The sequence below is a fragment of the Cupriavidus sp. P-10 genome (assembly GCF_003402535.2).
In the GTDB taxonomy this organism is placed as follows: Bacteria; Pseudomonadota; Gammaproteobacteria; order Burkholderiales; family Burkholderiaceae; genus Cupriavidus.
Genome location: NZ_AP025172.1, coordinates 257,976 through 281,214, shown reverse-complemented (window position 1 = coordinate 281,214; position 23,239 = coordinate 257,976). Strand labels below are relative to the sequence as shown.

Annotated in this window: 13 protein-coding genes and 1 pseudogene; 7 read left to right on the top strand and 7 right to left on the bottom strand. The window is 63.6% G+C overall.

From position 1 onward, the window contains the following. Window positions 1-71 precede the first annotated feature (71 nt). The 4 genes from CTP10_RS31280 to CTP10_RS31265 form a co-directional block, all read right to left on the bottom strand. Window positions 72-1,550, bottom strand: coding sequence for an efflux transporter outer membrane subunit (locus CTP10_RS31280; protein ID WP_442875255.1), 1,479 nt, complete (start codon window positions 1,548-1,550; stop codon window positions 72-74). An 11-nt stretch (window positions 1,551-1,561) separates the two neighbouring features. Then, a complete protein-coding gene (locus CTP10_RS31275) occupies window positions 1,562-4,753 on the bottom strand; it encodes an efflux RND transporter permease subunit (RefSeq protein WP_116318573.1) in 3,192 nt (1,063 codons plus the stop codon). Window positions 4,754-4,856: 103 nt separating this feature from the next. Then, window positions 4,857-6,104, bottom strand: coding sequence for an efflux RND transporter periplasmic adaptor subunit (locus CTP10_RS31270; RefSeq protein ID WP_116318572.1), 1,248 nt, complete (start codon window positions 6,102-6,104; stop codon window positions 4,857-4,859). A gap of 648 nt (window positions 6,105-6,752) precedes the next feature. Then, window positions 6,753-7,802, bottom strand: coding sequence for a porin (locus CTP10_RS31265; RefSeq protein WP_116318635.1), 1,050 nt, complete (start codon window positions 7,800-7,802; stop codon window positions 6,753-6,755). A gap of 528 nt (window positions 7,803-8,330) precedes the next feature. On the opposite strand from CTP10_RS31265, the gene CTP10_RS31260 reads away from it, so the two are divergent. Together CTP10_RS31260 and CTP10_RS31255 are read left to right on the top strand one after the other, a co-directional pair. After that, window positions 8,331-9,869, top strand: a complete 1,539-nt coding sequence (locus CTP10_RS31260; protein ID WP_116318570.1) for a CYTH and CHAD domain-containing protein — start codon at window positions 8,331-8,333, stop codon at window positions 9,867-9,869. A 515-nt stretch (window positions 9,870-10,384) separates the two neighbouring features. Next, window positions 10,385-10,573, top strand: coding sequence for a hypothetical protein (locus CTP10_RS31255; RefSeq protein ID WP_116318569.1), 189 nt, complete (start codon window positions 10,385-10,387; stop codon window positions 10,571-10,573). A 97-nt stretch (window positions 10,574-10,670) separates the two neighbouring features. Here CTP10_RS31255 and CTP10_RS31250 read toward each other — a convergent pair whose 3' ends face one another. Then, entirely contained in the window at window positions 10,671-11,792 is a 1,122-nt protein-coding gene (locus tag CTP10_RS31250; RefSeq protein ID WP_116318568.1) for a DUF2252 family protein, read from the bottom strand. A gap of 546 nt (window positions 11,793-12,338) precedes the next feature. Further along, a complete protein-coding gene (mdh, locus tag CTP10_RS31245) occupies window positions 12,339-13,511 on the bottom strand; it encodes an iron-dependent methanol dehydrogenase (RefSeq protein ID WP_116318567.1) in 1,173 nt (390 codons plus the stop codon). A gap of 604 nt (window positions 13,512-14,115) precedes the next feature. Between mdh and CTP10_RS31240 the strand changes: the two genes are divergently transcribed. Further along, a complete protein-coding gene (locus CTP10_RS31240) occupies window positions 14,116-15,702 on the top strand; it encodes an amidohydrolase (protein ID WP_199414543.1) in 1,587 nt (528 codons plus the stop codon). Window positions 15,703-16,537: 835 nt separating this feature from the next. On the opposite strand, the gene CTP10_RS31235 is transcribed toward CTP10_RS31240, so the two are convergent. Next, complete coding sequence (locus CTP10_RS31235) at window positions 16,538-16,990, bottom strand: GNAT family N-acetyltransferase (RefSeq protein ID WP_233528024.1); 453 nt, start codon at window positions 16,988-16,990, stop codon at window positions 16,538-16,540. 428 nt (window positions 16,991-17,418) lie between these two features. On the opposite strand from CTP10_RS31235, the gene CTP10_RS31230 reads away from it, so the two are divergent. The 4 genes and pseudogenes from CTP10_RS31230 to CTP10_RS31210 form a co-directional block, all read left to right on the top strand. Continuing rightward, window positions 17,419-18,525, top strand: coding sequence for a tripartite tricarboxylate transporter substrate binding protein (locus CTP10_RS31230; protein WP_147316199.1), 1,107 nt, complete (start codon window positions 17,419-17,421; stop codon window positions 18,523-18,525). A 91-nt stretch (window positions 18,526-18,616) separates the two neighbouring features. After that, window positions 18,617-20,563, top strand: coding sequence for an Atu1372/SO_1960 family protein (locus tag CTP10_RS31225; protein ID WP_116318563.1), 1,947 nt, complete (start codon window positions 18,617-18,619; stop codon window positions 20,561-20,563). Between the two features lie 669 nt (window positions 20,564-21,232). Next, window positions 21,233-23,038 carry a cytochrome c biogenesis protein DipZ gene (locus CTP10_RS31215; protein WP_116318562.1) on the top strand — a complete coding sequence of 602 codons (1,806 nt, stop codon included), beginning with the start codon at window positions 21,233-21,235 and terminating at the stop codon, window positions 23,036-23,038. A gap of 23 nt (window positions 23,039-23,061) precedes the next feature. Beyond that, window positions 23,062-23,181 (top strand): annotated as a pseudogene (locus CTP10_RS31210) (peptide-methionine (S)-S-oxide reductase); the annotation flags it as partial. Window positions 23,182-23,239 lie beyond the last annotated feature (58 nt).

Sequence of the window (23,239 nt, the reverse complement as noted above, 5' to 3'; positions counted from 1 at the left end):
CGGCTGCCGGCCTGGTGTGAGCGACAGGTCTCCTGATTCCCGCTCCAACACACCCGGCAGCACGCACGCTGTCAGGATTGCTGCCGCTGGCTCCATCCACCGCCGAGGCTGCGCACCAGCGACACCGTCGCCGCGGCACGCAAGCCTGCCACCGCATTGGCATCGCGCTGCGACTGCAGCACGGTGCGATCGGCGTCGATCACGGCCAGGTAGTCGACGGCACCGGCATCGTAGCGGCTGCGCGAGATGCGCTGGGCCCGTTTCGCGCCGGCCAGGGCGCTGTCGAGCGCAGTGGCCTGCTGGCTGAGCCAGCGCACGTCGGCTAGGCTGTCCTCCACCTCACGGAACGCCGACAGCACGGTCTGCCGGTAGCGCGCCACGCTCTCCTCGTGCGCGGCGCGGGCGCCAACCAGGTTCGAGCGGTTGCGGCCACCGTCGAACACGGTCTGCGCCACCGTAGAACCGACCAGCGGACCCAGCATCCATGTGCGCGACGACCATTTGAACAGGTTCGACAAGTCCGCCGACTCGAAGCCGAACAGCGCCGTGAGCGAGATGCGCGGGAAAAACGCCGCGCGGGCGATGCCGATGCGCGCATTGGCGGCCGCCATCTGGCGTTCCGCCGCCGAAATATCGGGCCGGCGCTCGAGCAGTTCCGACGGCAGCCCCGCCGGCACGGCCACCGGAGCGGTATCGAACGGCCGGGTGGCGAGCCCGAACTGCGCGGGGGAGACGCCGGTCAGCACGGCCAGCGCGTGTTCCTGGTTGGCGCGGCGGCGCTCGATTCCGGCCAGGTCGGCGCGTGCGGTGCCCAGTTCGCTTTCGGCACGGGCCGGATCCAGGTCGGTGGTCTCCCCTGCTTCGTACCGCTTGCGCAGCAGCGACAGCGCGCCCTCACGCAGCCTGATCGTCGCGTTGAGCAACTCGCGGTCACTGTCCAGCGTGCGCAGCGCGAAGTAGGCCTGCGCCACGTCGGCCTGCAGCGCCAGTTGCACGGACCGGTACAGGTCCTCGGCTCCCCGCTCTTCGGCACGCGCGGCGTCCACGCTACTGGCCACGCGGCCGAACAGGTCAAGCTCGTAGCTGGCGAACGCGCGCGCCTTGAGCACCGTCTGGGGCGCCACGCGCGCGCCATCGGGCAGCCCCTGCGAGGCCGCTGACGGCTGCGAGCGCGTCGGGTCCAGGCCCACGCTCAGTTGCGGGTACCGGTCCGCCTCGGTGGCGCCGGTGAACGCACGCGCCTGCTTCAGGCGCGCCGCCGCCGCTGCCAGCTCCTGGTTGTGAGCGTTGGCCGCGTCGATCAGCCGGTCCAGATCGGCATCGCCAAACAGCTTCCACCACTCACCGCGCTGCTGGCCTTCGGCCGGCGTGGCGGTCTTCCATTGCGCGCTCTCGGCCGCGACGGCCTCGGCTTCCTTGAAGGTCGAGGCGCTGGGTGTCTCCGGCACCTTGTAGGTCGGCGCCAGCGAGCAGCCGGCCAGCACCAGTGCAGCCGCCATGGCCGCAAGCCGCGGCGCGTTCCGCTTCATCGCATCGCTGAATTTGTGCATGTCTTTCACCATTACTCTGCGGACGCCACGGCGTGCGCGGACTTTGCATCGGTCGACACCGCCGCGCGGCGCTGGCCGCGCGTGGCCAGCAGGCGCAGCGCCACATAGAACACCGGCGTCAGGAACAGGCCGAAGAACGTCACGCCAAGCATCCCCGCGAACACCGCCACACCCATGGCCTGGCGCATCTCCGAGCCGGCACCGCTCGATACCACCAGCGGCACCACGCCCATGATGAAAGCGAACGACGTCATCAGGATCGGACGCAGGCGCAGGCGGCTGGCCTCGATCGCTGCCTCGACCACGGTGCGGCCGTGATGCTCCAGCTCGCGCGCGAACTCGACGATCAGGATCGCGTTCTTCGCGGATAGTCCCACCAACACGATGAAGCCGATCTGCGTGAAGATGTTGTTGTCACCTTGCGTCAGCCATACGCCCGTCATGGCGGCCAGCAGGCTCGTCGGCACGATCAGGATCACGGCCAGCGGCAGCGTCAGGCTCTCATACTGGGCGGCCAGCACCAGGAACACCAGCAGCACGCACAGCGGGAAGATCCACACACCCGCGTTGCCGGCCAGGATGTCCTGGTACGTCAGCTCGGTCCATTCGAAGCCGATCCCCTTTGGCAGGGTTTCGGCAGCGATGCGCTCGGCGGCAGCCTGCGCCTGGCCCGACGAGAAGCCCGGCGCCGGTCCGCCATTCAAGTCAGCGGCCGTGAAGCCGTTGTAGCGGATCACGCTATCCGGGCCAAAGCCCTGCTTCACCTGCACCAGCGACGACAGCGGCACCATCTCGCCGCTGGCGCTGCGCGCCTTCAGCTGCAGGATGTCCTCGGCATGCTGGCGGTACTGCGCATCCGCCTGCACCTTGACCTGGTAGGTCCGGCCGAACTTGTTGAAGTCGTTGACGTAGGCAGAACCCAGGTAGGTCTGGAGCGTATCGAACACATCGGTCACCGGCACGCCGAGTTGCTTGGCCTTGGTACGGTCGAGCTGCACGTCAAGCTGCGGCACGTTCACCTGGTAGTTGCTGAAGATGCCGGCGAGCTCGGGCGTGGCGCGCGCCTTGGTCATGAACGCGTTGGTGGCTTCGAACAGCGCGTCATAGCCCAGTGCGGCGCGGTCCTCGATCATCAGCTTGAAACCGCCGATCGTGCCGAGGCCCTGCACTGGCGGCGGCGGGAATACTGCAATGAACGCGTCCTGGATCGCGGCATACTCCTTGTTCAGGTCCGCGGCAATGGCATTGCCCGACAGCTCCTTGCTCTTGCGCTTCTCGAACGGGTCCAGCGTGACAAAGACGATGCCGGCGCTCGGACTATTGGTGAAGCCGTTGATAGACAGGCCCGGGTAGGCAACGGCCGATTCCACCCCCGGATGCTTGAGCGCGATATCCGACATGCGGCGCATCACGTCCTCGGTGCGGTCCAGCGTGGCCCCGTCAGGCAGCTTGGCAAAGCTCACCAGGTACTGCTTGTCCTGCGCCGGCACAAAGCCCTTCGGCACGAGCTGGAACACGCCCCAGGCGGCCACCAGCATCACGGCGTAGACGCCAAATACCGAGCCCTTGCGGCGGATCACACCCTTCACGCCACGGCCATAGCTTTCGGAGCTGCGGCCGAAGAAGCGGTTGAAGCGGACGAAGAACTTGCCGAAGACCCTGTCCATGCCACGCGTCAGCCAGTCCTTGGGCGCGTCATGGCTCTTCAGCAGCAGAGCCGACAGCGCGGGAGACAGCGTCAGCGAGTTGAAGGCCGAGATGATGGTCGAGATCGAGATCGTCAGCGCGAACTGCTTGTAGAACTGGCCGGTCAGGCCGGTCATGAACGCCAGCGGCACGAACACGGCGATCAGCGTCAGCGCGATGGCAATGATAGGGCCGCTGACTTCGCGCATGGCCTTGTAGGTGGCCTCCTTCGGCGTCAGCCCTTCCTCGATGTTGCGCTCGACGTTCTCCACCACCACGATCGCATCATCGACCACGATACCAATGGCGAGCACCAGCCCGAACAGCGACAGCGCGTTGATCGAGAAGCCGAACGCATGCATCAGCCCGAAGGTGCCGACGATCGACACCGGCACCGCCAGCAGCGGGATGATCGATGCGCGCCACGTCTGCAGGAACAGGATCACCACCAGTACCACCAGCACGATCGCCTCGAACAGCGTGTGGACCACCGCCTCGATCGAGTGGCGCACGAACTGCGTGGGGTCATAGACGATGCTGTAGGCCACGCCTTCCGGCATGTTCTGCTTCAGCTCGGCCATGGTCTTGCGCACTTCGTTGGAGATATCGATCGCGTTTGCCCCCGGTGACTGGAAGATCAGCAGCGACAGGGCGGACTTGTTGTCCAACTGCGAACGCAGCGCGTATTCCGACGCACCCAGCTCGATGCGCGCGATGTCCTTCAGGTACGTGACCACACCGTCAGGCGAAGTCTTGACAATGATGTCGCCGAACTCTTCCACGGTCTGCAGACGACCCTGCGCGTTTACCGACAGCTGCAGGTCGGTGCCCGGCAGCGCCGGCGACTGGCCAAGTACGCCTGCCGCCACCTGTACGTTCTGCTCGCGAATGGCACGCACCACGTCCGACGCGGCGAGCCCGCGCTCGGCGATCTTCTCCGGATTCAGCCACACGCGCATCGAGTAGTCCCCCGCGCCGAACAACCGAACCTGGCCCACGCCCTGGATCCGCGCGATGCGGTCCTTCACGTTGATCAGCGCGTAGTTGCGCAGGTAGGTCGTGTCATAGCGGTCGTTGGGCGAGACCAGGTGGACCACCATGGTCAGGTCAGGCGAGCTCTTTACGGTGGTGATGCCCAGGCGGCGAACATCTTCCGGCAGGCGCGGCTCGGCCTGCGAGACGCGGTTCTGCACGAGTTGCTGGGCCTTGTCCGGGTCGGTGCCCAGCTTGAAGGTCACCGTCAGCGTCAGCGTGCCGTCGGTGTTGGCTTGCGAGTTCATGTAGAGCATGTCCTCGACGCCGTTGATCTGCTCTTCCAGCGGCGTGGCCACGGTTTCCGCGATCACCTTCGGATTGGCGCCCGGGAACTGCGCGCGCACCACCACTGACGGCGGCACCACTTCCGGGTACTCCGAGACCGGTAAATTGAACATCGAGATGGCGCCGATCAGGAAGATCAGCACCGACAGCACGCCCGCGAAGATCGGGCGGTCGACAAAAAATTTCGGGAAATTCATCGTGGTCTCGGCGAAAGCAGCCCCCGCTGGCGGTCCGCCGGAGCGGACGCCATGTGCAACCTCAGGGGAGAATTCCAGTTCGGTCTGTGGCGGAGGGCGGGACTCAGCTCACCCTGGCCTTGCCGGCCGTGCCGGCCTTGGCGTCAGCCGCGGCCTGCTTGCGGTCCGTCGTGCTGCCACGCGACTCCAGTTCGCTGCGGTAGGCCATCGCCACCGGCTTCGGGGTCACGGTGTCGCCGGGGCGCACGCGCGTCAGGCCGTTCACGACGATGTTCTCGCCCGGTTGCAGACCCTTGCGAATCACGCGCAGCCCTTCGTACGTCGGCCCCAGTTCGACTTCGCGGTACGCGAGCGTGTTGGCCTTGTCCACCAGGAGCACGAACTTCTTACCCTGGTCTGTGCCAATGGCGCGATCGTTGACCAGCGCGGCGGGATACGGCGAGCCGCCGCCGAGCTTGACCTTCGCGTACAGCCCCGGCAGCAGGCGGCGGTCCTCGTTGTCGAAGACGGCGCGCACGCGGATCGTGCCGCTGCGCGTGTCGAGCCGGTTGTCGATCGAATGAATCCGGCCCTTGTGCGGGTTGCCCTCCTCGTTGGCCAGGCCCAGGAACACCGGCAGGTCGCCCTTGCCGCCACCAGCGCTCGGCGCCGTGTAGCGCAGGTAGCTCTGCTCGTCGACATCGAAGCTCGCGTACACCGGCGAGACCGATACCACCGTGGTCAGCGGCGGCGATGCCGCTCCGGCCGCCACGAGGTTGCCCACCGTGATCTCGGCACGCGACACGCGGCCCGTGACCGGCGCAACGATGCGCGTGTAGCCCAGGTTCAGCTTCGCCACCTCCAGCGCCGCCTGCGCGCCGCGGACGTCGGCCGACATCTCGCTGGCCGCATTGATACGCTCATCGAACTCGCGGCGCGAGATCGCGTTATCGTCGAGCAGGCGCTGCGCGCGCACCTTTTCGGTCTGCGCATGCGTTGCACGTACCTGCGCCGCCGCCAGCGCCGCCTCGGCGCGCGCGACTTCGGCCGCATACGGGCGCGGATCGATCGTGAACAGCGGGTCACCCTTCATCACGATCGAGCCATCGCGGAAATGCACCGTTTCGATAGTACCGGACACACGTGGACGGATCTCCACACGGTCCACGGCCTCGATGCGGCCCGAGAATTCATCCCATTCGGTGATGGTCTGGCCCACCACTGCCGCCACTTCAACCGCCGGGGCCGGCGGCGGCGAGGTGGCCTGAGCTTCCCCGCCGTGCTGGGGACGCAGTACCGAAGCTGCCACGCCGGCCCCCAGGATTGCCACGAGGGCAGCGGCGAGCAGCGTTTGTCGAGACTTGCGATTCATCCTTCTTCACTCCATGCATCTTTGAGACTCTTGAGTCGATGCGCCCTTCCCTCAATCCAGCCTCAAAACTGGAGGTCGCTGGTGCGCTAGTGGCCATGAAGGCTCCGATTGCCATTTCAGCGTATCGAAACATGCAGTCCCCGGCCCTTAACCCAGTACGCCGCACCGTGGCATATCGGTAGCACCGACATGCCACCATAACTACGATAGTAGTAGTCGTAGTTATAAAGCGCAAGCAATTTTTGGTGGAGCAATGCTGTCCACCTCCATGTGCAGCAGTGGGATCATGTCGTCTGGCCTGACATGACGTCGACAACCGCCGCAACTGTCTGCGGCAGACCAGGGGCGGTGCACGCGTCCAGCCAACTGCAGGCGTGATCGAAGGCCGTTGCGGGTCGGGAACTGCCTAGCGGCGTAGCCTTCAGGGTAGCTTCCCGTTCCCCACCAGGATTCGACCGCAGGTATGCACGGCTAACGGCCTCGATGGCGAACGCGCCGCGTTCCCCGGTGCCGTAGAAGCCGTCGCCGTAGTCTGCCGCCAGGTAAGCGAGCGCGACCTGCGCGACTGTTCCGTTCGAGACCCGCTCTCGACCATGGAAGCCCGGAAGGGGACCCGGGAGGGCCGCGCACGCTCCGTGGCAAGGCGCATCAGAACCGGTGACGAACGCCCACCACCGCACCCACCTGATCCTTGCCAGGCTGTACGTTGAAGACAGCCGACGTGCCACTGCCACTGTTGAAGCCGTTGACCCCCAGTGCCGAGTTATCCTTGTTTAGCGCGTAGGAGACCGAGGCGTAGAGGTCGGTGCGTTTGCTGAGTGAATAATCGCTGGTAAGCACAAATTGCCACGGGTCGGATGCGGTCTGGCGGAAGTCTTGGTAGTATGCCGCGCCAGTCAGAGAGAACGCCGGCGCCAATTTGTAAGCCAGGCCCAGCCAGTAGAGGTTCGAGCCGGTGTTAGCCGCCTGGGCGCCCGGCAGCATGGCACCATCATAGGCCTTCGCCAGGCGGTAGCCGGCATAGACCTTCGCATCACCCACTGCATAGGTGCCAGCCACGGAAACGCGCCTCAGGACCGGCGCCTGGTTTGTCGGCGTGCCGACGTGCGCATCGTCATAGGCCACGCCCAGCGCGAAGGGGCCGGAGGCATAGTTGAGGAACGCGCCGAAATTACGTCCGAAAACGTTGCTGCCGGCCACTTCGCTGCCATTAGCCTGGAATGAGTAGAAAGCCTGGCCGGTCAGCTTGCCGAACTTGCCCACATACTTGACGGTATTGTCCGCGCGCGCGCCAAACTCCGGCGCAATCGAGAGGATGCTGTAGCGGTCGGCAATCGCATTGGGGTCATAGATATTGCCGAATTCGCGCATGGCGGTTTGCTGCCGTCCCAGCAGCAGTGAGCCGTATTGGCTGTCGAGCCCTGCATAGGCATTGCGGCCGAACAGACGCCCGCCCTGGCCCGAATTGCCGGTATCGATGTCGAAGCCGCTTTCCAGCAGAAAGACTGCCTTCAGCCCGCTGCCCAAATCCTCCATGCCCCGCAGCCCCCAACGCGAGCCAGACTGGTTCCCGGAAACCAGCCGCACGAGACTGTCGCCATTGCGGCCTGCATTATTGCTGAATTCGATACCGGCGTCGGCGATACCGAACAGCGTCACGCCGGACTGGGCGTGGACGCTTGAACAACACCCTATCATTGCGAAGAACAAGGATATGTCAACGAGAGGTAGTCGTCGCATGGTGGTCCCCCTTCCTTCTTCCTGATTTTTGGCCAGCAATGCGCCCGCTGCAATCATCCAAACGGTGGGGTTCGAGGCTTAGCGAAGATGTGGCGGATCTTTTTCGAATCCCGGCCACCCTCTCCCACATCTCCTCCTTATGTGCTCCAAACACAACGGTTCAAGGTATTGGCGTCGTGTCGCACCGGCTCCAAACCGCTGCGTCGGCAGGGTGAAGTCATACCAAGTGTCGAATGGCTGGTTATCTGACGGTAATGCTTGCAATACGATGTGAACCATTCGGCTGCCGGACTTTTCATTGCTGAATGTCTGCTTCTCGCCGCCCGCTGACGGCATATCTCTTGCACGGGTATCTACGATCGCGAATGCAATGTCCGAAGAGCCGGCTTTCGCCGACACGGATGGGTAAATCCTGCGATCTGGTGTAGGAACTGATAGGCAAGCCGCGTTAGACATGCCCCATCGCCCTTAGGAGCAGCAATACCCATGGAGAACGAACTGAAGTTTGAAGTGGCGGGGGACCAGGACGCCGCCATTCGCGAATTGCCAACGCTTCTGGACGCGGAACTGCTTTCGCCACAGGAGCAGGCCCTGGAAAGCGAATACTTCGATACTCCCGACTTTCTCCTGCGGCGAAACGGTGCAGCTTTGCGCGTTCGCCGCGATGGCGACCAGATCGTGCAGACCCTGAAGTCTACCGGCGAGCAGCGCGCCGGGATCTTCGAGCGCGAAGAGTACGAATCCGAGTTGAAAGAGGCGAAACCCGATCTCGAAGCCTTGCGCGCCGCTGTGCCAAAGTCTTCGCCGCTTTCACATGTCCTCAAGAACGCATCGCTGTCAGATCAGCTAGCCCCAATTTTTCGAAGCACGGTCACCCGGAAATTGTGGACGCTAAGGCCGACGAGCGGCGAGGAGATCGAACTCGCACTAGACACCGGCGTGATCACGGCGGCAGAGCATGCTCGCTCCTTCTGCGAGCTTGAACTGGAACTCAAGCATGGCGATCCCCGCCGCCTTGGCGAAGTCGGCCTCCGGCTCATCGATAAGGTACCGTTAAGCCTAAGCATGCAGAGCAAGAGCGACCGGGGCTACGACTTGCTGGTATGCGACAACCGCTCGGCGATCAAAGCCCTGCCCATCGCCCTGAGGAAGAAAGACACTGTGGAAGAGGCCCTGTGCAAGATATTGCACAACTGCCTGGCCCAGGTGCATGCCAATGTGCCGCTGGTAGCCACCGGACATTCGCCCGAGGGCGTGCATCAGATGCGCGTGGGCCTGCGCCGCTTCCGTTCCGCGCTCGACATGTTCGAGGATGTGGTCAAACTGCCGGCTGCCCTCGAGGATGAAGTGAAGTGGATTGCCGACGAGCTCGGCCAATCACGTGACTGGTATGTGCTGGCACACTCCACGTTGTCGCAGGTTGATGCAGGCGACGACAAGCCCGACCCCATGGCGGAAACCAAGGCGGCGGCCGCCGAAATCGCAGAGGACCGCCATGCCAAGGCAACGGCTGCGGTACAGTCGCCGCGCTATGCACGCGTTGCGCTTGCGCTCGATCACTGGATAACGACGAACCCATGGCGCGATACGTCCGATGACACGCGCAAGATGCTCAAGAAGCGTATCGGCGTGCTTGCAGATCGGGTCCTGCGCCAACGCCATCGCAGGCTGGTCCGCCGTGGCCGAGGCCTGCACAAGCTCGATGCGCATCATCGCCACCGCGCACGGATCGCGGCAAAGAAGCTGCGCTACGCGGTTGAGTTCTTCGCGGACCTCTTCGAGCAGAAGAGCCTGAAGCCGTATCGACAGGTACTGGCGAAACTGCAGGATGATCTGGGTTGGGGCAACGACATGGCGGTAGCAGATGGCCTGCTTAGCCATCTGCAGCAGCACCATCGGAAGGCCTCGGATGGTGCGGGCTATGCGCGCGGCTTCCTGGCGGCGCGCGTAGCGGACGATCGTGATAATCAACGGAGGCTTTGGAAGCGGTTCCGAAGCACAAGTCGCCCAGGCTCGCCGAAGTGAATGCTGGACTGCCGCGACGGCCGGCCTCGATGGATGCCACCACGGCTAGCCACCACTTTTCTCATATCGGCACACCAATGGTACCGGGCGCGGTAAATAGTAGGTTGAAACGTACTATCGCGCCTCAATCCCATCGCACCGGCCAGCAGTGCGATGGTAGCCGTTCCACTTAGTGACCAGCAGCGATTCCATAGAATGAGCCTGGCCGGGGATTCGACACGATATAGGAATTCCGTCGAGCCCAATTCATCGCTGCTTTGAATACCTCGGACTCTCTCTGACTCCAATCACTTCTCATTAGAGGAGCGGCGTCCTGTGCCTTCGTGGCGTACACAGCCGCTTGGTGTAGCGGCTCGCGGCTCCGCTTTCCTGGGATAGTAAAAGTACGAATCGTTACGTGCATCATTCGAAGCTGCAGAGTTGCTTGATGATCGATTATGTCGGCATCCAAATGACATTACTGTGACAGCCACTTCCTAGCCAAGCGCGAAAAGGTGGTACGCGACAGTTTCACGATGCCGAAGTCGGACTACCAGAAGATCGCTGAACTGAAGGGGCGCTGTCTGGAGGGTGGCGTGCGCATCAAGAAGAGCGAAATTCTGCGTGCTGGGTTGTTGCTGCTGACCGAGAGGTCGCCGAAGGAGCTGCTGGCGGCAATCAGGAAGCTCGAAGCCGTGAAAACGGGGCGTCCGCCGAAGGCTTGACACCCGCCTCCCCCGCTCAAATCTCGGCGGTCAATGCCGATACCATACAGTTGCGCGGCGGCACGACCTTGACGTCCAAAAGGGAAGTGGGCGGTTGTCATTGACCCCGTTTGTGCGCCTTCCTATGTGGCCTACGGTCGGACTGCCGCGGTGAATCGGAAGGCACGAGGGTTCGCCAGGTGTCGTAGTCTTCGAGGACGCTGGCCGTTGAGCGCGCGGTGCAGTCGAGCAGCCATCCCTTGGGCTGGCTGCGCAGATGCGTCAGCACTTCGGATACGCGCCTATGCGCGGCATGGATCGACCCAACGTCGCGCCCCATTGCCTCCAACAACTGTGGCCCCCTTCCCGCCTTCGCAACATCATCGATGTCGAGCTTGCGGCTGTCTGGTCCGATGCGCCGCAGAATGAAGCTGTCGCAAATCTGAAGAAAGGGATCTGGGGAACGGTATGCGCCGTTTGCTACGTCAATAAATCGTGAGGCCTTCGTCTTTCGGTTGTTAGCCCAGTACCAGCTCGACGGCACCAGTGCCTTAGCCTCGCGGACGATCGCCCCACCTTGCCAGTTCGCCATAGCGCAATACCTGGGACGGCCGAGACCTCCACCGCCACGCCGCCTCGGCGCGACCCATTCCAGCGTGGCTCCCCGGGGTAGGCTTCGCTCGAACATTCGTACGATTCCGCGCGGCGGATTCACATGCTCCAAATTCTCCAGGGATTGCCAGAATTCCTGAGGTTTGTCGATGAGCTCCCACATCAGCTTGCCAAACCACGGAAAGCCCTGTTCAAGCAAGACCGGCCTTGGCTGCTGGATACCGTTTACGTAGCCTTCGAGAATGGCCGCACAAACATCTGGCGCAGGAGACTCGCGCCGCTGGGCCAAGGTCGCGCTGGTTGCCAACCGCACCAAATCCAATGAATAAGGCATGATTGCAGCGTCGTCGAAATCGTTGACACCCCATACCTGCCGTCCTTCTGCATCACGCCAGGTACCGAAGTTCTCGACATGGCAATCGCCAATAGCTAGCACGGACGGAGTGTCGAGGCAGTCGGCCGCGAAACGTAAAGTACCCTTTGCCCAACGGAAATACGTCGCTCGCAGGAACGTATGTGCGTCCTTCCGCATGCGCTCATGCTTGAAAAGCAGGTCGCCTTCTACGACATCGCACTGATGACGCAGCCATTCCTCGTACCCCAAAACGTCCTGCGTCAGCGGTGCCATACGATCCCCTTTGTTCAACCGAATAGATGCACCAAAAGCTTAGTTCGGGGTAAAGGCAATGCCCTTCCTCCATAAGTATGAGACCCGTTCAGTCATTCTAAAACGCGATCTAACCGTCAATAGAGTCTGACTGCGTTGATGAAACTCCGGCGTCATTTGCAAGCTTGTACAGGCACGCCCGCGAAAGCGGAATGCTCCGAAACGGGAAGGATCGGACTAGAAGTGGTGTCGCAAACGCCAATGACAGGGACGACGCATATAGGTGGCTCCCCGTCCGTGCAGATGCCTCCAACGTCGCCGCAGCGGAGAACCACTATGCTCGGCGGCGCGCCAACCTTGCCGATAAGCGCAACGTTATAGCAACTTATCGCTACGTCACGGCAATGCCGGCGCACGCCCGCCCCCCCCATACTACGGTTCACCGTAGCCGCCGAATCTTGCGCGAACGCAACAGCAGTCGCCGGCCACAAGCGGACCTTCGGTGATGCTCCCTAAAGGTCCGCAGTCTGCCCGCCCCTCCTGCCTTCGCAGCAGGGAACATACGCATTACATCGCCGCAGCGAAGATTGCCATGACTTGCGCCAGCGTGGCCTTGCGCGGATTCGTCAGCATGCAAGCATCCTTTTGCGCATTGCTTGCCATCACTTCATGGTCGTCCGTCTTGACGCCCAGGCCTGCCAGACCCGCCGGAATGCCAATCGACGCGGAAAGGGTCCGGATCGCCGAGATTGCAGCTTTGGCGGCGTCGTGCGCGCTCAAGCCCCCAATGTTCTCGCCTAGCAGTTCGGCGATTCTCGCGTAGCGTTCCGGCGCGGCAATGAGGTTGAATTCCGACACGTGCGGCAGCAGGATCGCGTTGCACACGCCGTGGGGCAAATTGTAGAAGCCGCCGAGTTGATGGGCCATCGCGTGCACGTAACCGAGTGATGCGTTGTTGAAGGCCATGCCGGCAAGGTATTGGGCGTAGCACATCGCCGCGCGTGCTTCCATCGAGTCCCCGTTCGCCACCGCTTTGGGCAGCCATTCGGCGATCAGCGCGATCGCCTTTTCCGCACAGGCATCGGTAATTGGCGTGGCGGCGGTGGAAACGTATGCCTCGATGGCGTGAGTCAATGCGTCCATGCCGGTCGCCGCCGTCAAGGCGGGCGGCATCGCGACCATCAGGCTCGGATCGTCGATGGCGATTAACGGCGTGCAACGCCAGTCGACGATTGCCATCTTCACATGATTGCTCGAATTAGTGATGATGCAAAAGCGTGTCATTTCCGCAGCAGTGCCAGCGGTCGTGTTGATCGAAATCAGCGGCGTCATTGGCACCGTTGATTTGTCGATGCCTTCGTAGTCGCGGATATGTCCGCCTCCGGCGGAAACGAGGCCGATGCCTTTCGCGCAGTCGTGCGATGAACCGCCGCCGAGCGAAACGATGAAGTCGCATTCTTCCCGCTCGAACAACCTTGCGCCGTCGTGAACGTTAACGTCGGTGGGATTGGGCTCAGCACCCGGAAAGATGACGGCCTGGAGCCCGGCTTCGCGAATGTGCCCCGCGACGACCTCGGAGAGCCCCATCTTGTACAAGCCGGCATCCGTGACGATGAGAGCCTTCCTGGCCCCAAGTGCTTTGGCGCGAGCGCCCGTTTCGCGCGCGCAGCCCGGACCAAAGAGGGTCACGCAGGGAATGAAGAAGCTGTCGACGCGATTAGCGATGTTCAGGTGGGTCATGTCGTCTCCAAGGTCGTAATGAATATGAGGTCTCCTGTCCTCGCAAGCCTTGACGCATGAACTGTACCCGTGTCTGGCGACGTCTTTTTCAGACGCTGTCCATCAGATGCGCCTCGTGAAGTGTTGTAATTTGAATCGATGTGTTCAGTTTTGGAGCGACTGGGCGTATCCGGCAACCGCTGGATCGCCGAACTTCGGCCGTTCGCAAAATCGTGTGCGAATGACGGTAGCGGGTCGAAGGCAAGCCTTGAGAGAACCTGCTGCTCGTACGGGATCAGCGTCGGCCCGCTGACAGCATCGCCGGCATGACCACTGGCACCATAGATCGTCGTCTTCTGGATCTACGAGCGCCTCCCGCTCTTGAGCTAGGCTGGCCTGCCCACCCCTGATTCCGGGAGGGTACTGCAAGCAGAACCGAGGTCAAGCACAAGGACAAGGGAGGAGATACCGGAATATGAGAACGACAACGAAGATGCGGTCCATCAGATGCGCCCTGACAGTGGCACTTGCGGCGGGCGGCGTCACAGGGCCGTCGATCTGCGCTGCCGTGGAAAATTCGGCCACGAATGCAGACGCGATTTACCTCAATGGCAGAGTACTGACGGTGGACGCCGGCAATCGCACCGCGGAAGCAGTAGCCGTACGCGACGGCCGCATCCAGGCGGTAGGACGCAGGAGCGACATCGAGGCACTGGCCGGGGCAGGCACCAGGGTGGTCGATCTGAAGGGGAAAACCTTGATTCCCGGCTTCGTCGACGCGCACAGCCATTTCCTGGCGACGGGTACCGCGGAGGCATTCTCCGTTGACCTGAGCAGTGCCCCCGTGGGCACCGTCAAGAACATCGACGAGATCGTCGCGCGCCTGAAGCGCAAGGCCGAAATCACGCCCAAGGGAGAATGGATCCTCGGCCACGGCTATGACGACACCCTGGTCACGGAGAAACGGCACCCGACCCGAGCCGACCTGGACCGGGTATCCGCCGATCATCCGATCTTCGTTCGCCACGTCTCGGGCCACTTTGCCGTTGCCAACAGCAAGGCCCTGGAACTGGCGCAGATCACCAGGGACACCCCGAATCCGCAGGGTGGCGAATTCCGGCGCGATGCCGCCACGGGCGAACTGAATGGCGTACTGGAGGAGACCCCCGCGCTGGCGCCGGTGGCGGCCAGGATACCGACGCCGAGCCGCGAGAAGAATCTCGAGGCGATCCGCAAGGCCACCGACATCTACTCGGCCAAAGGCGTGACGACAGCGCAAGACGGCGCCCTCGGGAATCCCAGGCTGCTGGGCATGGTCCAGGAGGCGGCCGCGCAGGGGCAACTGCCGATCCGCCTGGTACTCTGGCCCACCGCTCCTGTCGCCAAGGCGCTGATCGAAGGCAAGGCCGAGTTCCGCTCACCGGATCCGCAACTGCTCAGGATCGGTGCCACCAAGCTTTTCGATGACGGCTCGATCCAGGGCTATACCGGCTACCTGAGCCAGCCATACCACGTGCACGCGCCCGGCAAGGATCACGCCTATCACGGCTACCCCACCATGCCGCGCGAACAGCTTGCCGCGCTGGTGCTCGAGCAACACAAAGCAGGTCGGCAGATCGCCATCCACGGCAACGGCGATGCCGCCATTGACGACATCCTGTTCGCTTTCAGCGAAGCACAGAAGGCCTTCCCCCGTGCCGACGCGCGCCACATCATCGTCCACGCACAGACGGCGCGCGACGACCAGCTCGACAGGATGAAGGCACTGGGCGTGATCCCGACTTTCTTTGTCCTGCATACCTACTACTGGGGTGACTGGCACCGCGACGTCTTCCTCGGGCCGCAGCGCGCCATGCGCATCAGCCCGGCGGAATCCGCGCTCAAGCGGGGGCTGCGGTTCACCATCCACACTGACACACCCGTGGTACCGATGGATCCGCTGCGCCTGATGTGGTCGGCGGCCAACCGGATTTCGAGCAGCGGCAAGGTGATCGGGGCGTCGGAACGCATCAGTCCCACCCAGGCGCTGCGCGCGGTCACCATCGACGCTGCATGGCAGGCATTCGAGGAGAACAGCCGCGGCTCGATCGAACCGGGCAAGCTCGCGGATTTCGCCATCCTGTCCGCCAGCCCGCTGGAGGAACCGGCACGGATCAAGGATATCCAGGTGCTCGAGACCATCGTGGGAGGGAAGACCGTCTTTTCACGGTGAGGGAATGGCCTAGGCCTTACACCTGCCCTGCTGCCAGGCCGTCTGCACTGCCTGTGCCGCGGGCGCTCGCCTGCCGCGAAGCACGTCGTTCGAGCCAGCCCAGGCCAGCTCCTTTTTTGGCCCCTTCGGGCCAGTATCGGCCATCCAGATTCGGCTCGACAAATGACCGGAGTCACCCCAGTTTTGCCCTTCCGCTCGCGCATTTGCCGTACGAACGCCCTGTTTCGGCATGGTGTGGCAGGTCCGCCGGGCGGCTTCGCAGTTCGACTGGCCGTTGTACCTGGCCAAGTGGACGTTGATAGCGGGAAGATGCAAACGACCGTGACGGGTCGATCAGCGACCACAGGAAGAGGCGCAGACTGATTTCCCTTCACTGCCATTGACAGCAAGCTCCGAGCGTGCGTTCTGACCCGCCTGCGCGTACAAAACATCTGGCTGAGCCACCCTGCCCATCAACTGTCGACTGGCACACCCGCTACAGACCCCCTGCGGTCGGCAGGAATGATGGCGGATCGTGCCGCCATGCAGCACGCCCGGCGCGGCGGCTAGAACGGGCAATGTCCGGCTGAGGCGAGCGCCGGGGGCGTACCAGGCCGGCTAGGCATTCGCGAGCCTCCGCATCGAACGGTGCCATTTGTGGCATCCGCGCCCAGCGCGCCAGTTCTCCGCGCGCGGTGGCCAGCGCCGCAGCCACCGCGTCATCGCCGCGCGTCAGCCCGTGAAGCAGCAGGAACTCCGTCACTGGATTGCGCGATTGTGGCGATGGCCTCAGCGGCCAGGCAAAAGCCATGGCTTTGCTTGCCGTGCGGGCTGCAGTTCAGCAATAGCGCGCGCATCATGCCACCCCGCCCGCTGGTAGCGGCTCGCTGAAATGCAGCCCCCTCGCCAGGAGCCCCTGGCGGAAATAGAAACGCTGCGCCAGCGCCATGTGCAGGCCGGTATCGAGGACGAAATGTGCACAGCCGAGCGCCACGGCCTGCTCGCGCACCTTGCCGAGCAGCTCGCCGCCGAGCCCACCGCGTTGCCGGCCGGCGTCCATCACGAGATCATCCACATAGACGAAGCGGCCGTAGATCAAGTTTTCCTGCAGGCGATAACCTGCCAGGCCGACCACCGCGCCGTCCGTGCAGGCGGCCAGCAAATGGTAGCCTTGCGCCTGCTGGCGCGCCACCTGGCTTGCGAATGCCTGGCTGTCGCGCAGATGGGGGCGCAGTTGCTGCATGATGCCGAAGGCGGCGTGCAGGTCGGCGGGTGCCTCGAGATGACGGAACTGGGTTCTGGTAGTCACGATCGATTTCCTTCAATGAGAGCGCTGTCGCGAGCCGCATCGTTGCTGTTCGTCGCTGCGCCACAAGACGTATTTGAGGCGACCGCTGTATCCCGCCTGTAGCTTTTGCGAGGCGTTTGTGTAAGAGCACGTATCGCTGCGGCGCTTTGATACAGGCGCACGCAAAAACCCTGCACGAATCAGTTCGCAACACCCAGCGGCTGATCACGACCTCAGCAGTACCCGCGCGATACGTGAGCGCATACTCCTGCAACACCTTTGCCGCCTCGAGCAGCACCTCGCTTGCGTGCTGCGCCATCTAGCAACCGCGCGATACGGGCGCATGGCTGCCACCAGAATACGTTCCAGGTGACGAAAGATATACCCGATCAATTGGCGCGCTGGACGGAGCTCCGCGTTGCCCGTAGGGCAACGATCTCGTGTAAAGATTGCTGTTCCTCGAACGAATTTTCCAGCCAACAATCCGCCTCACGACCGATTCTCGTATCTACGCGAGAAGGCCTAAGAAAGTGGAGGATGACATGCAAGACCGAGGACTACCCCCCGTCAAACGCTGGATGGCGCTTAGTGCCGCCCTCCTGGGGATTACGCTGACCAGCGCGCCGGCGTCCGCCGCCGAAGCGTTTCCCACCAAGCCGATATCGATGCTGGTCGCATTCCCGCCGGGGGGGCCTGCTGATGTTTTGGCGCGGGCCATGCAGCCGGCGATGGCCAAGGCGCTCGGCCAGCCTGTGGTCATCGAGAATCTGCCCGGCGCCGGCGGCGCGCTGGCAGTGCAGCGGCTGCTGAGCCGCCCGGCCGACGGCTACACGCTGATCATGGGCTCGCCCAACGAGGCCATCCTGACGCCGCTGGCGCTCGCCAGCGCCAAGTACAAGTCGGAGGAGCTGGCGCTGCTGGCGCCGGTCTCGAACCACCCGCTCGTCGTGATGACGCGCAGCGACCTGCCGTACAACTCGCTCGAACAGATCATCGCGGCCGGCAAGTCGGCAGGCAGCAAGAGCCTGACCTTCGGCAATCCGGGCTACGGGACCATGTACCACATCGTCGCCGAATACATGGCTCAGCTAACCGGCGCCAAGATGCTGCAGGTGCCGTACAAGGGTGCCACGCCGATGCTGGCAGACCTGACCGGTCGCCAGATCGACATGACGATCCTGCCAAACCTCGGTGCCTCCACGCAGCTGCTCGAAACGCACAAGATCAAGGCGGTCGCAGTGCTGGACACGCAGCGCATGCGAACGCTGCCCGATGTGCCTGCCATCTCCGAAACCAGCGTCGCGCGCAAGTCCGAGTTTGTTTATTCGATCTGGCTCGGCGTCATGAGCAGGGCCGGTATTCCGCCGGAGCGTGCCCGTGTATTGATGGACGCCTCGCAACAAGCGCTGCGGTCGCCAGAACTGATCAAGGCGCTTGAGCTCTCCGGCGTGCAGCCGATGAAGCCACAGACGCTCGAGGCATCCGCGAAGTTCTACGTCGACGAGACCGAGAAATTCAGGAAGATGGCCGCCTCGATCAAGCTGACGCCGCAATAAGACTACCCCTTACGGCCGTTCCCATGGCGGCGCCCGCGCTCGTGTCGCCGGCCCCCCCTCGTTCCAGCATCCCGTTCCAGGAAGGTTCTCCGTGAATATCCTAGTTGCCGGTTTCCAGCACGAAACCAATACGTTCGCCCCAACCATGGCCACGTACGAGAGCTTCGTCCGTGGCGAGGACTTTCCCGCCATGGTGCGCGGCGAGGCGATCTACGACCTGCTGGACGTGAACGTGCCGATCAGCGGCTTCATCCACCATGTTCGCGAGCACGGTCACACCGTCACGCCGGTGATCTGGGCGGCTGCCGGTGCCTCGGCCCATGTCACGACCGATGCCTACGAGCGCATCGCCGGCGAGATCGTGGAGGCGGTGACGACGGCCTCGTACGACACGATCTATCTCGACCTGCATGGCGCCATGGTGGCCCAGCACCTAGACGACGGCGAGGGCGAGTTGCTGGCGCGCATCCGTGCCGCGGCCGGCCCGGACATGAAGATCGTGGTCTCGCTGGATCTGCATGCCAACGTTACCGAACGGATGCTCGCGCTGGCGGATGGGGTGGTGGCGTATCGCACCTATCCGCACGTGGATATGGCCGCCACCGGCAAACGGGCAGCCGAGATGCTGCTGGAGTTGTGCAGGCGGGAGACGCGTGCGCACCTGGTGGCACGACGCGTGCCGTTCCTGATACCGGTCAACAGCATGTCCACAATGATGCAGCCCGCTCAAGGCATCTACGAGCTGCTCGAAGAGCTGGAGCCGCAAGGCGTGCTCTCGCTGTCGTTCACACCGGGCTTTCCCGCGGCCGACTTCACCGAGTGCGGTCCCGTCGTTTGGGGGTACGGCTTCGACAAAGCCCGCGTCGAGCGGGCCGTCGAGGCACTGCTCGCGCGCATCTGTGAACCCGAGAGCCAGTGGGCCGTGCAGTTCGAGGAGCCGGATGCAGCGGTGCAGCGTGCCATGCAGATCGCGCAAAAGGCCACGCGGCCAGTGATCCTTGCGGACACGCAGGACAACCCGGGCGTCGGCGGCGATGGCAACACCATGGGCATGCTGCGTGCGCTTCTCAAGGCCGGCGCGCAGGACGCCGCGATCGGGATCATCTGCGATCCCGCCGCGGCTGCGGCCGCGCACCAGGCTGGAGTTGGCGCGAGGATCGATATCGCGCTTGGCGGCTGCCCACAGGTGAGCGAGGATGCCCCGCTGCGGGCGACCTTCGAGGTGGAGGCACTGTCCGAAGGCAAGTTCGTCTACGGCGGACCGATGATGCACGGCAAGGCTGCCAACCTGGGACCCATGGCGCGACTGCGGCTCGACGGCGTGCTCGTTGCCGTCAGCTCGACCAAGGCACAACTGCTCGACCGCAACATGTACCGCGCGGTCGGCATCGAACCGGCGGGGATGAAGATTCTCGTGAACAAAAGCTCGGTGCATTTCCGAGCCGACTTCGCCGCGATCGCGGAAGACATTTTCGTGGTGCGTGCACCCGGTCCGTTCATCGCCGATCCGGCGGACCTGCCATGGCAGCATCTCAAGCCCGGCATGCGCCTGAAACCGAACGGTCCGGCGTTCGCGCCGGCCCCGCGAATCTATGACAAGCTTGCGCAACTCGGCATCGAACTGCCCACGGCTTCAGCCCCGGCGGCGGCCTATGTGCCGAGCGTGCGGTCCGGCAAGCTGATCCACGTGTCCGGCCATCTCTCTCGCGTCGATGGCCAGGTTCGGACCGGCCGCTTTGGCGACGACCTGTGCACCGCCGACGGGGTCGCGGCGGCCCGCCTGGTTGCCATCGACTTGCTCGCGACGCTGCACGCCGCCACCGGCGACCTCGATTCGATCGTGCGGATCGTCAAGCTCACCAGCCTTGTCCATTCGACAGCGGACTTCACCGAGCAGCACCTCGTGACCAATGGCGCCAGCGAACTGCTCGCCGAAGTGTTTGGCACGCGCGGCCAGCACGCGCGCAGCGCGTTCGGCGTGTCGCAGTTGCCGCTCGGCGCCTGCCTGGAAATCGAACTGATCGTCGAGGTCTACTGATTCCATGCCGGAAGATTTCTGCTTGAGCCGCTACACAACTGTCGCAGGGCAATGAACGACGTTCCTGAGCCAATTGCCCGCCAGCAAGCTCGATGGACGAGCGGCGGCTGCTGTACTTCCGGAAACGCCGTCCGTGTCACCTACCTGTGCCCGCTGGGAGTGCTTGACCGCATGGGCATTGGTGACCTAGTTCGCGAGAAGTACGAACTGAGTTGAGGCAGCGTCAAGCGGGCGTCAACTTCTCCGGCGCGATGCTGGGCCGGCCACCCTTATATCGGCCTCGTACATCTGCGCAAAACTGGTCCATCTTCACCAGCGTCTGGTTTGCCATGGTGCGGATCGAGCGCAGCGGTTCCCCGGCAGGTAGCCGGCGCGCGATGCCCCCTCCCCCGATTCATGTATCCGTCTGTATCAGACTGCAGCAAGGATACGTGCGCTGACAAAAACAGTCCGGGCGATCTACGGGCGCGATACATCGGTCTCCTTTAATGGAGTCCGTGGTCAGCACTTGTGACCGCACGCCCGGCATGCGACGCGCGGCGGCGCATGGGAGTCCCCGCCGGCGGCCTGCGCAATCCTGGATGATGGCCCTGAAGCCGGCCAGCGCCATGCCGCAGATGGCGCCGGCCATGATGTACCGCCCCACTACTGCCTACTGGATCAAATGCCATGTTGCCGTTGCTTCCGATTCTCGCCTACCTTGGCGGCGTGCTCACGATCCTGAGCCCCTGCATCCTGCCCGTATTGCCGTTCGTGTTCGCGCGCGCCCAGCAGCCATTTCTGCGCAACGGCCTGCCGCTGCTGGCCGGTATGGGCGTTACGTTTGCCGGCGTGGCCACGCTGGCTGCGGTCGGGGGTAGCTGGGTGGTGCAGGCCAACCAGTATGGCCGCTGGCTGGCTATCGCGCTGCTCGCCGTATTCGGACTGGCCCTGCTGTTGCCCGGCCTCGCCGATCGCCTGATGCGCCCGCTGGTCAACTCGGGCAGCCGTCTGTCGAACTTCGCCCGGACCGACGGCCATCCAACCGGTCCCGCCTCGTCATTCTTGCTTGGCATCGCCACGGGCTTGCTCTGGGCACCGTGCGCCGGCCCCATCCTTGGCCTCGTGCTGACCGGCGCGGCGCTGCAAGGCCCGAGCCTTGGCACGAGCTTGCTGCTGGTGGCCTATGCGGCTGGCGCCGCCACCTCGCTGGCTATCGCGCTGTTGATCGGCGGACGGGTGTTCGCCGCGATGAAGCGCTCGCTCCACGCCGGCGAATGGGTCCGACGCGGCATCGGGGCGGCGATGCTGGCTGGTGTTGCCGCAATTGCGCTCGGACTTGATACCGGTGTGCTCAGCCGGATCTCAACCGTGGCCACCGGCGGACTCGAACAGCGCCTGATTGATGGGCTTTCCCCCGGCCGCAACGGCAGTGGCACGATGACCATGCAGGCGCAACCGGTTGCGACATCGACCGACTCCGCCGAGCGCGGGTTGACGGCGGCGGATCGTCGAATGGCACTGCCGGTGGAAGGCCCCTTCCCTGGCCTCGATGGGGCAGTGGAATGGCTCAACTCGCCGCCGCTGACCGCCGAAGCGCTGCGTGGCAAGGTCGTGCTGGTGGACTTCTGGACCTACTCGTGCATCAATTGCCTGCGCACCTTGCCTTACCTGAAGGCATGGGCCGAGAAGTACCGCGACCAGGGTCTCGTCGTGATCGGCGTACATGCACCCGAGTTTGCGTTCGAGCGCAACACCGATAACGTTCGCAAGGCCGCGCGCGACCTCGGCGTGAGCTATCCGATCGCGATCGACAACAACTACGCGATCTGGCGCGCATTCGGCAACAACTACTGGCCGGCGCACTACTTCATCGATGCCCAGGGCCGCGTGCGCTTCCATCATTTTGGCGAGGGCGCGTACGAGAAGTCCGAAGCCGTGATCCGGCAGCTGATTGCCGAAGCGGGCAATGCGGACGTGGACAAGCTGGCCATGACAACCCGCAACGCAGCGCAGGGCGTGGAGATGGCGGCCGACAACAACGCGCTGCGTTCGCCGGAAGCCTATATCGGCCACACGCGCGCGGAAAATTTTGCCTCGCCCGGTGGCGTGAAAGCGGGACAGCCGAAAGACTACGCCGCACCGTCCCTACTCGGTCTCAATCAATGGGGCCTTGCCGGCAACTGGAACGTCGGCGAGGAGAAAGCGACGCTGGAACAGCCCAATGGACGCATCATCCACCGGTTCCATGCTCGCGACCTGCATCTGGTGCTGGGTCCCGGCGAGGACGGAAAACCCATTCGCTTTCGCGTGACCATCGACGGCAACGCGCCGGGCGTTTCCCACGGTACGGATGTTGCTGCCGACGGCAGCGGCGTAGTCACGGCGCAACGCCTCTATCAACTTGTCCGCCAACGCGAGGACGTCCGCGACCGCACGTTTGCGATTGAGTTTCTCGACCCCGGCGTGCAAGCTTTCGCCTTTACCTTTGGCTGATCAGCCCTCCTGACAGGAAGCCGGTCACCTCCGGCTACGCCGGCGGCGCGGCAAGCACGGCGCGATACGAGAAGGTGGCCACGGGCCAGACCGGCCACGCCGAGTCCGTCGAGATCCGATACGATCCGACACAGGTCAGCTACGACGCTATGTCACGCGCTGTCTCAAGGGGCTGGAGATGCGGGAATGCGAGCGTCGCGG

Bases quoted from the DNA above. Each gene is read 5' to 3' on its own strand.
- CTP10_RS31270 (WP_116318572.1), bottom strand. From the start codon at position 6,104: ATGAATCGCAAGTCTCGACAAACGCTGCTCGCCGCTGCCCTCGTGGCA.
- CTP10_RS31260 (WP_116318570.1), top strand. From the start codon at position 8,331: ATGGAGAACGAACTGAAGTTTGAAGTGGCGGGGGACCAGGACGCCGCC.
- CTP10_RS31275 (WP_116318573.1), bottom strand. From the start codon at position 4,753: ATGAATTTCCCGAAATTTTTTGTCGACCGCCCGATCTTCGCGGGCGTG.
- CTP10_RS31265 (WP_116318635.1), bottom strand. From the start codon at position 7,802: ATGATAGGGTGTTGTTCAAGCGTCCACGCCCAGTCCGGCGTGACGCTG.
- CTP10_RS31255 (WP_116318569.1), top strand. From the start codon at position 10,385: ATGCCGAAGTCGGACTACCAGAAGATCGCTGAACTGAAGGGGCGCTGT.
- CTP10_RS31250 (WP_116318568.1), bottom strand. From the start codon at position 11,792: ATGGCACCGCTGACGCAGGACGTTTTGGGGTACGAGGAATGGCTGCGT.
- CTP10_RS31280 (WP_442875255.1), bottom strand. From the start codon at position 1,550: ATGCACAAATTCAGCGATGCGATGAAGCGGAACGCGCCGCGGCTTGCG.
- CTP10_RS31215 (WP_116318562.1), top strand. From the start codon at position 21,233: ATGTTGCCGTTGCTTCCGATTCTCGCCTACCTTGGCGGCGTGCTCACG.
- mdh (WP_116318567.1), bottom strand. From the start codon at position 13,511: ATGACCCACCTGAACATCGCTAATCGCGTCGACAGCTTCTTCATTCCC.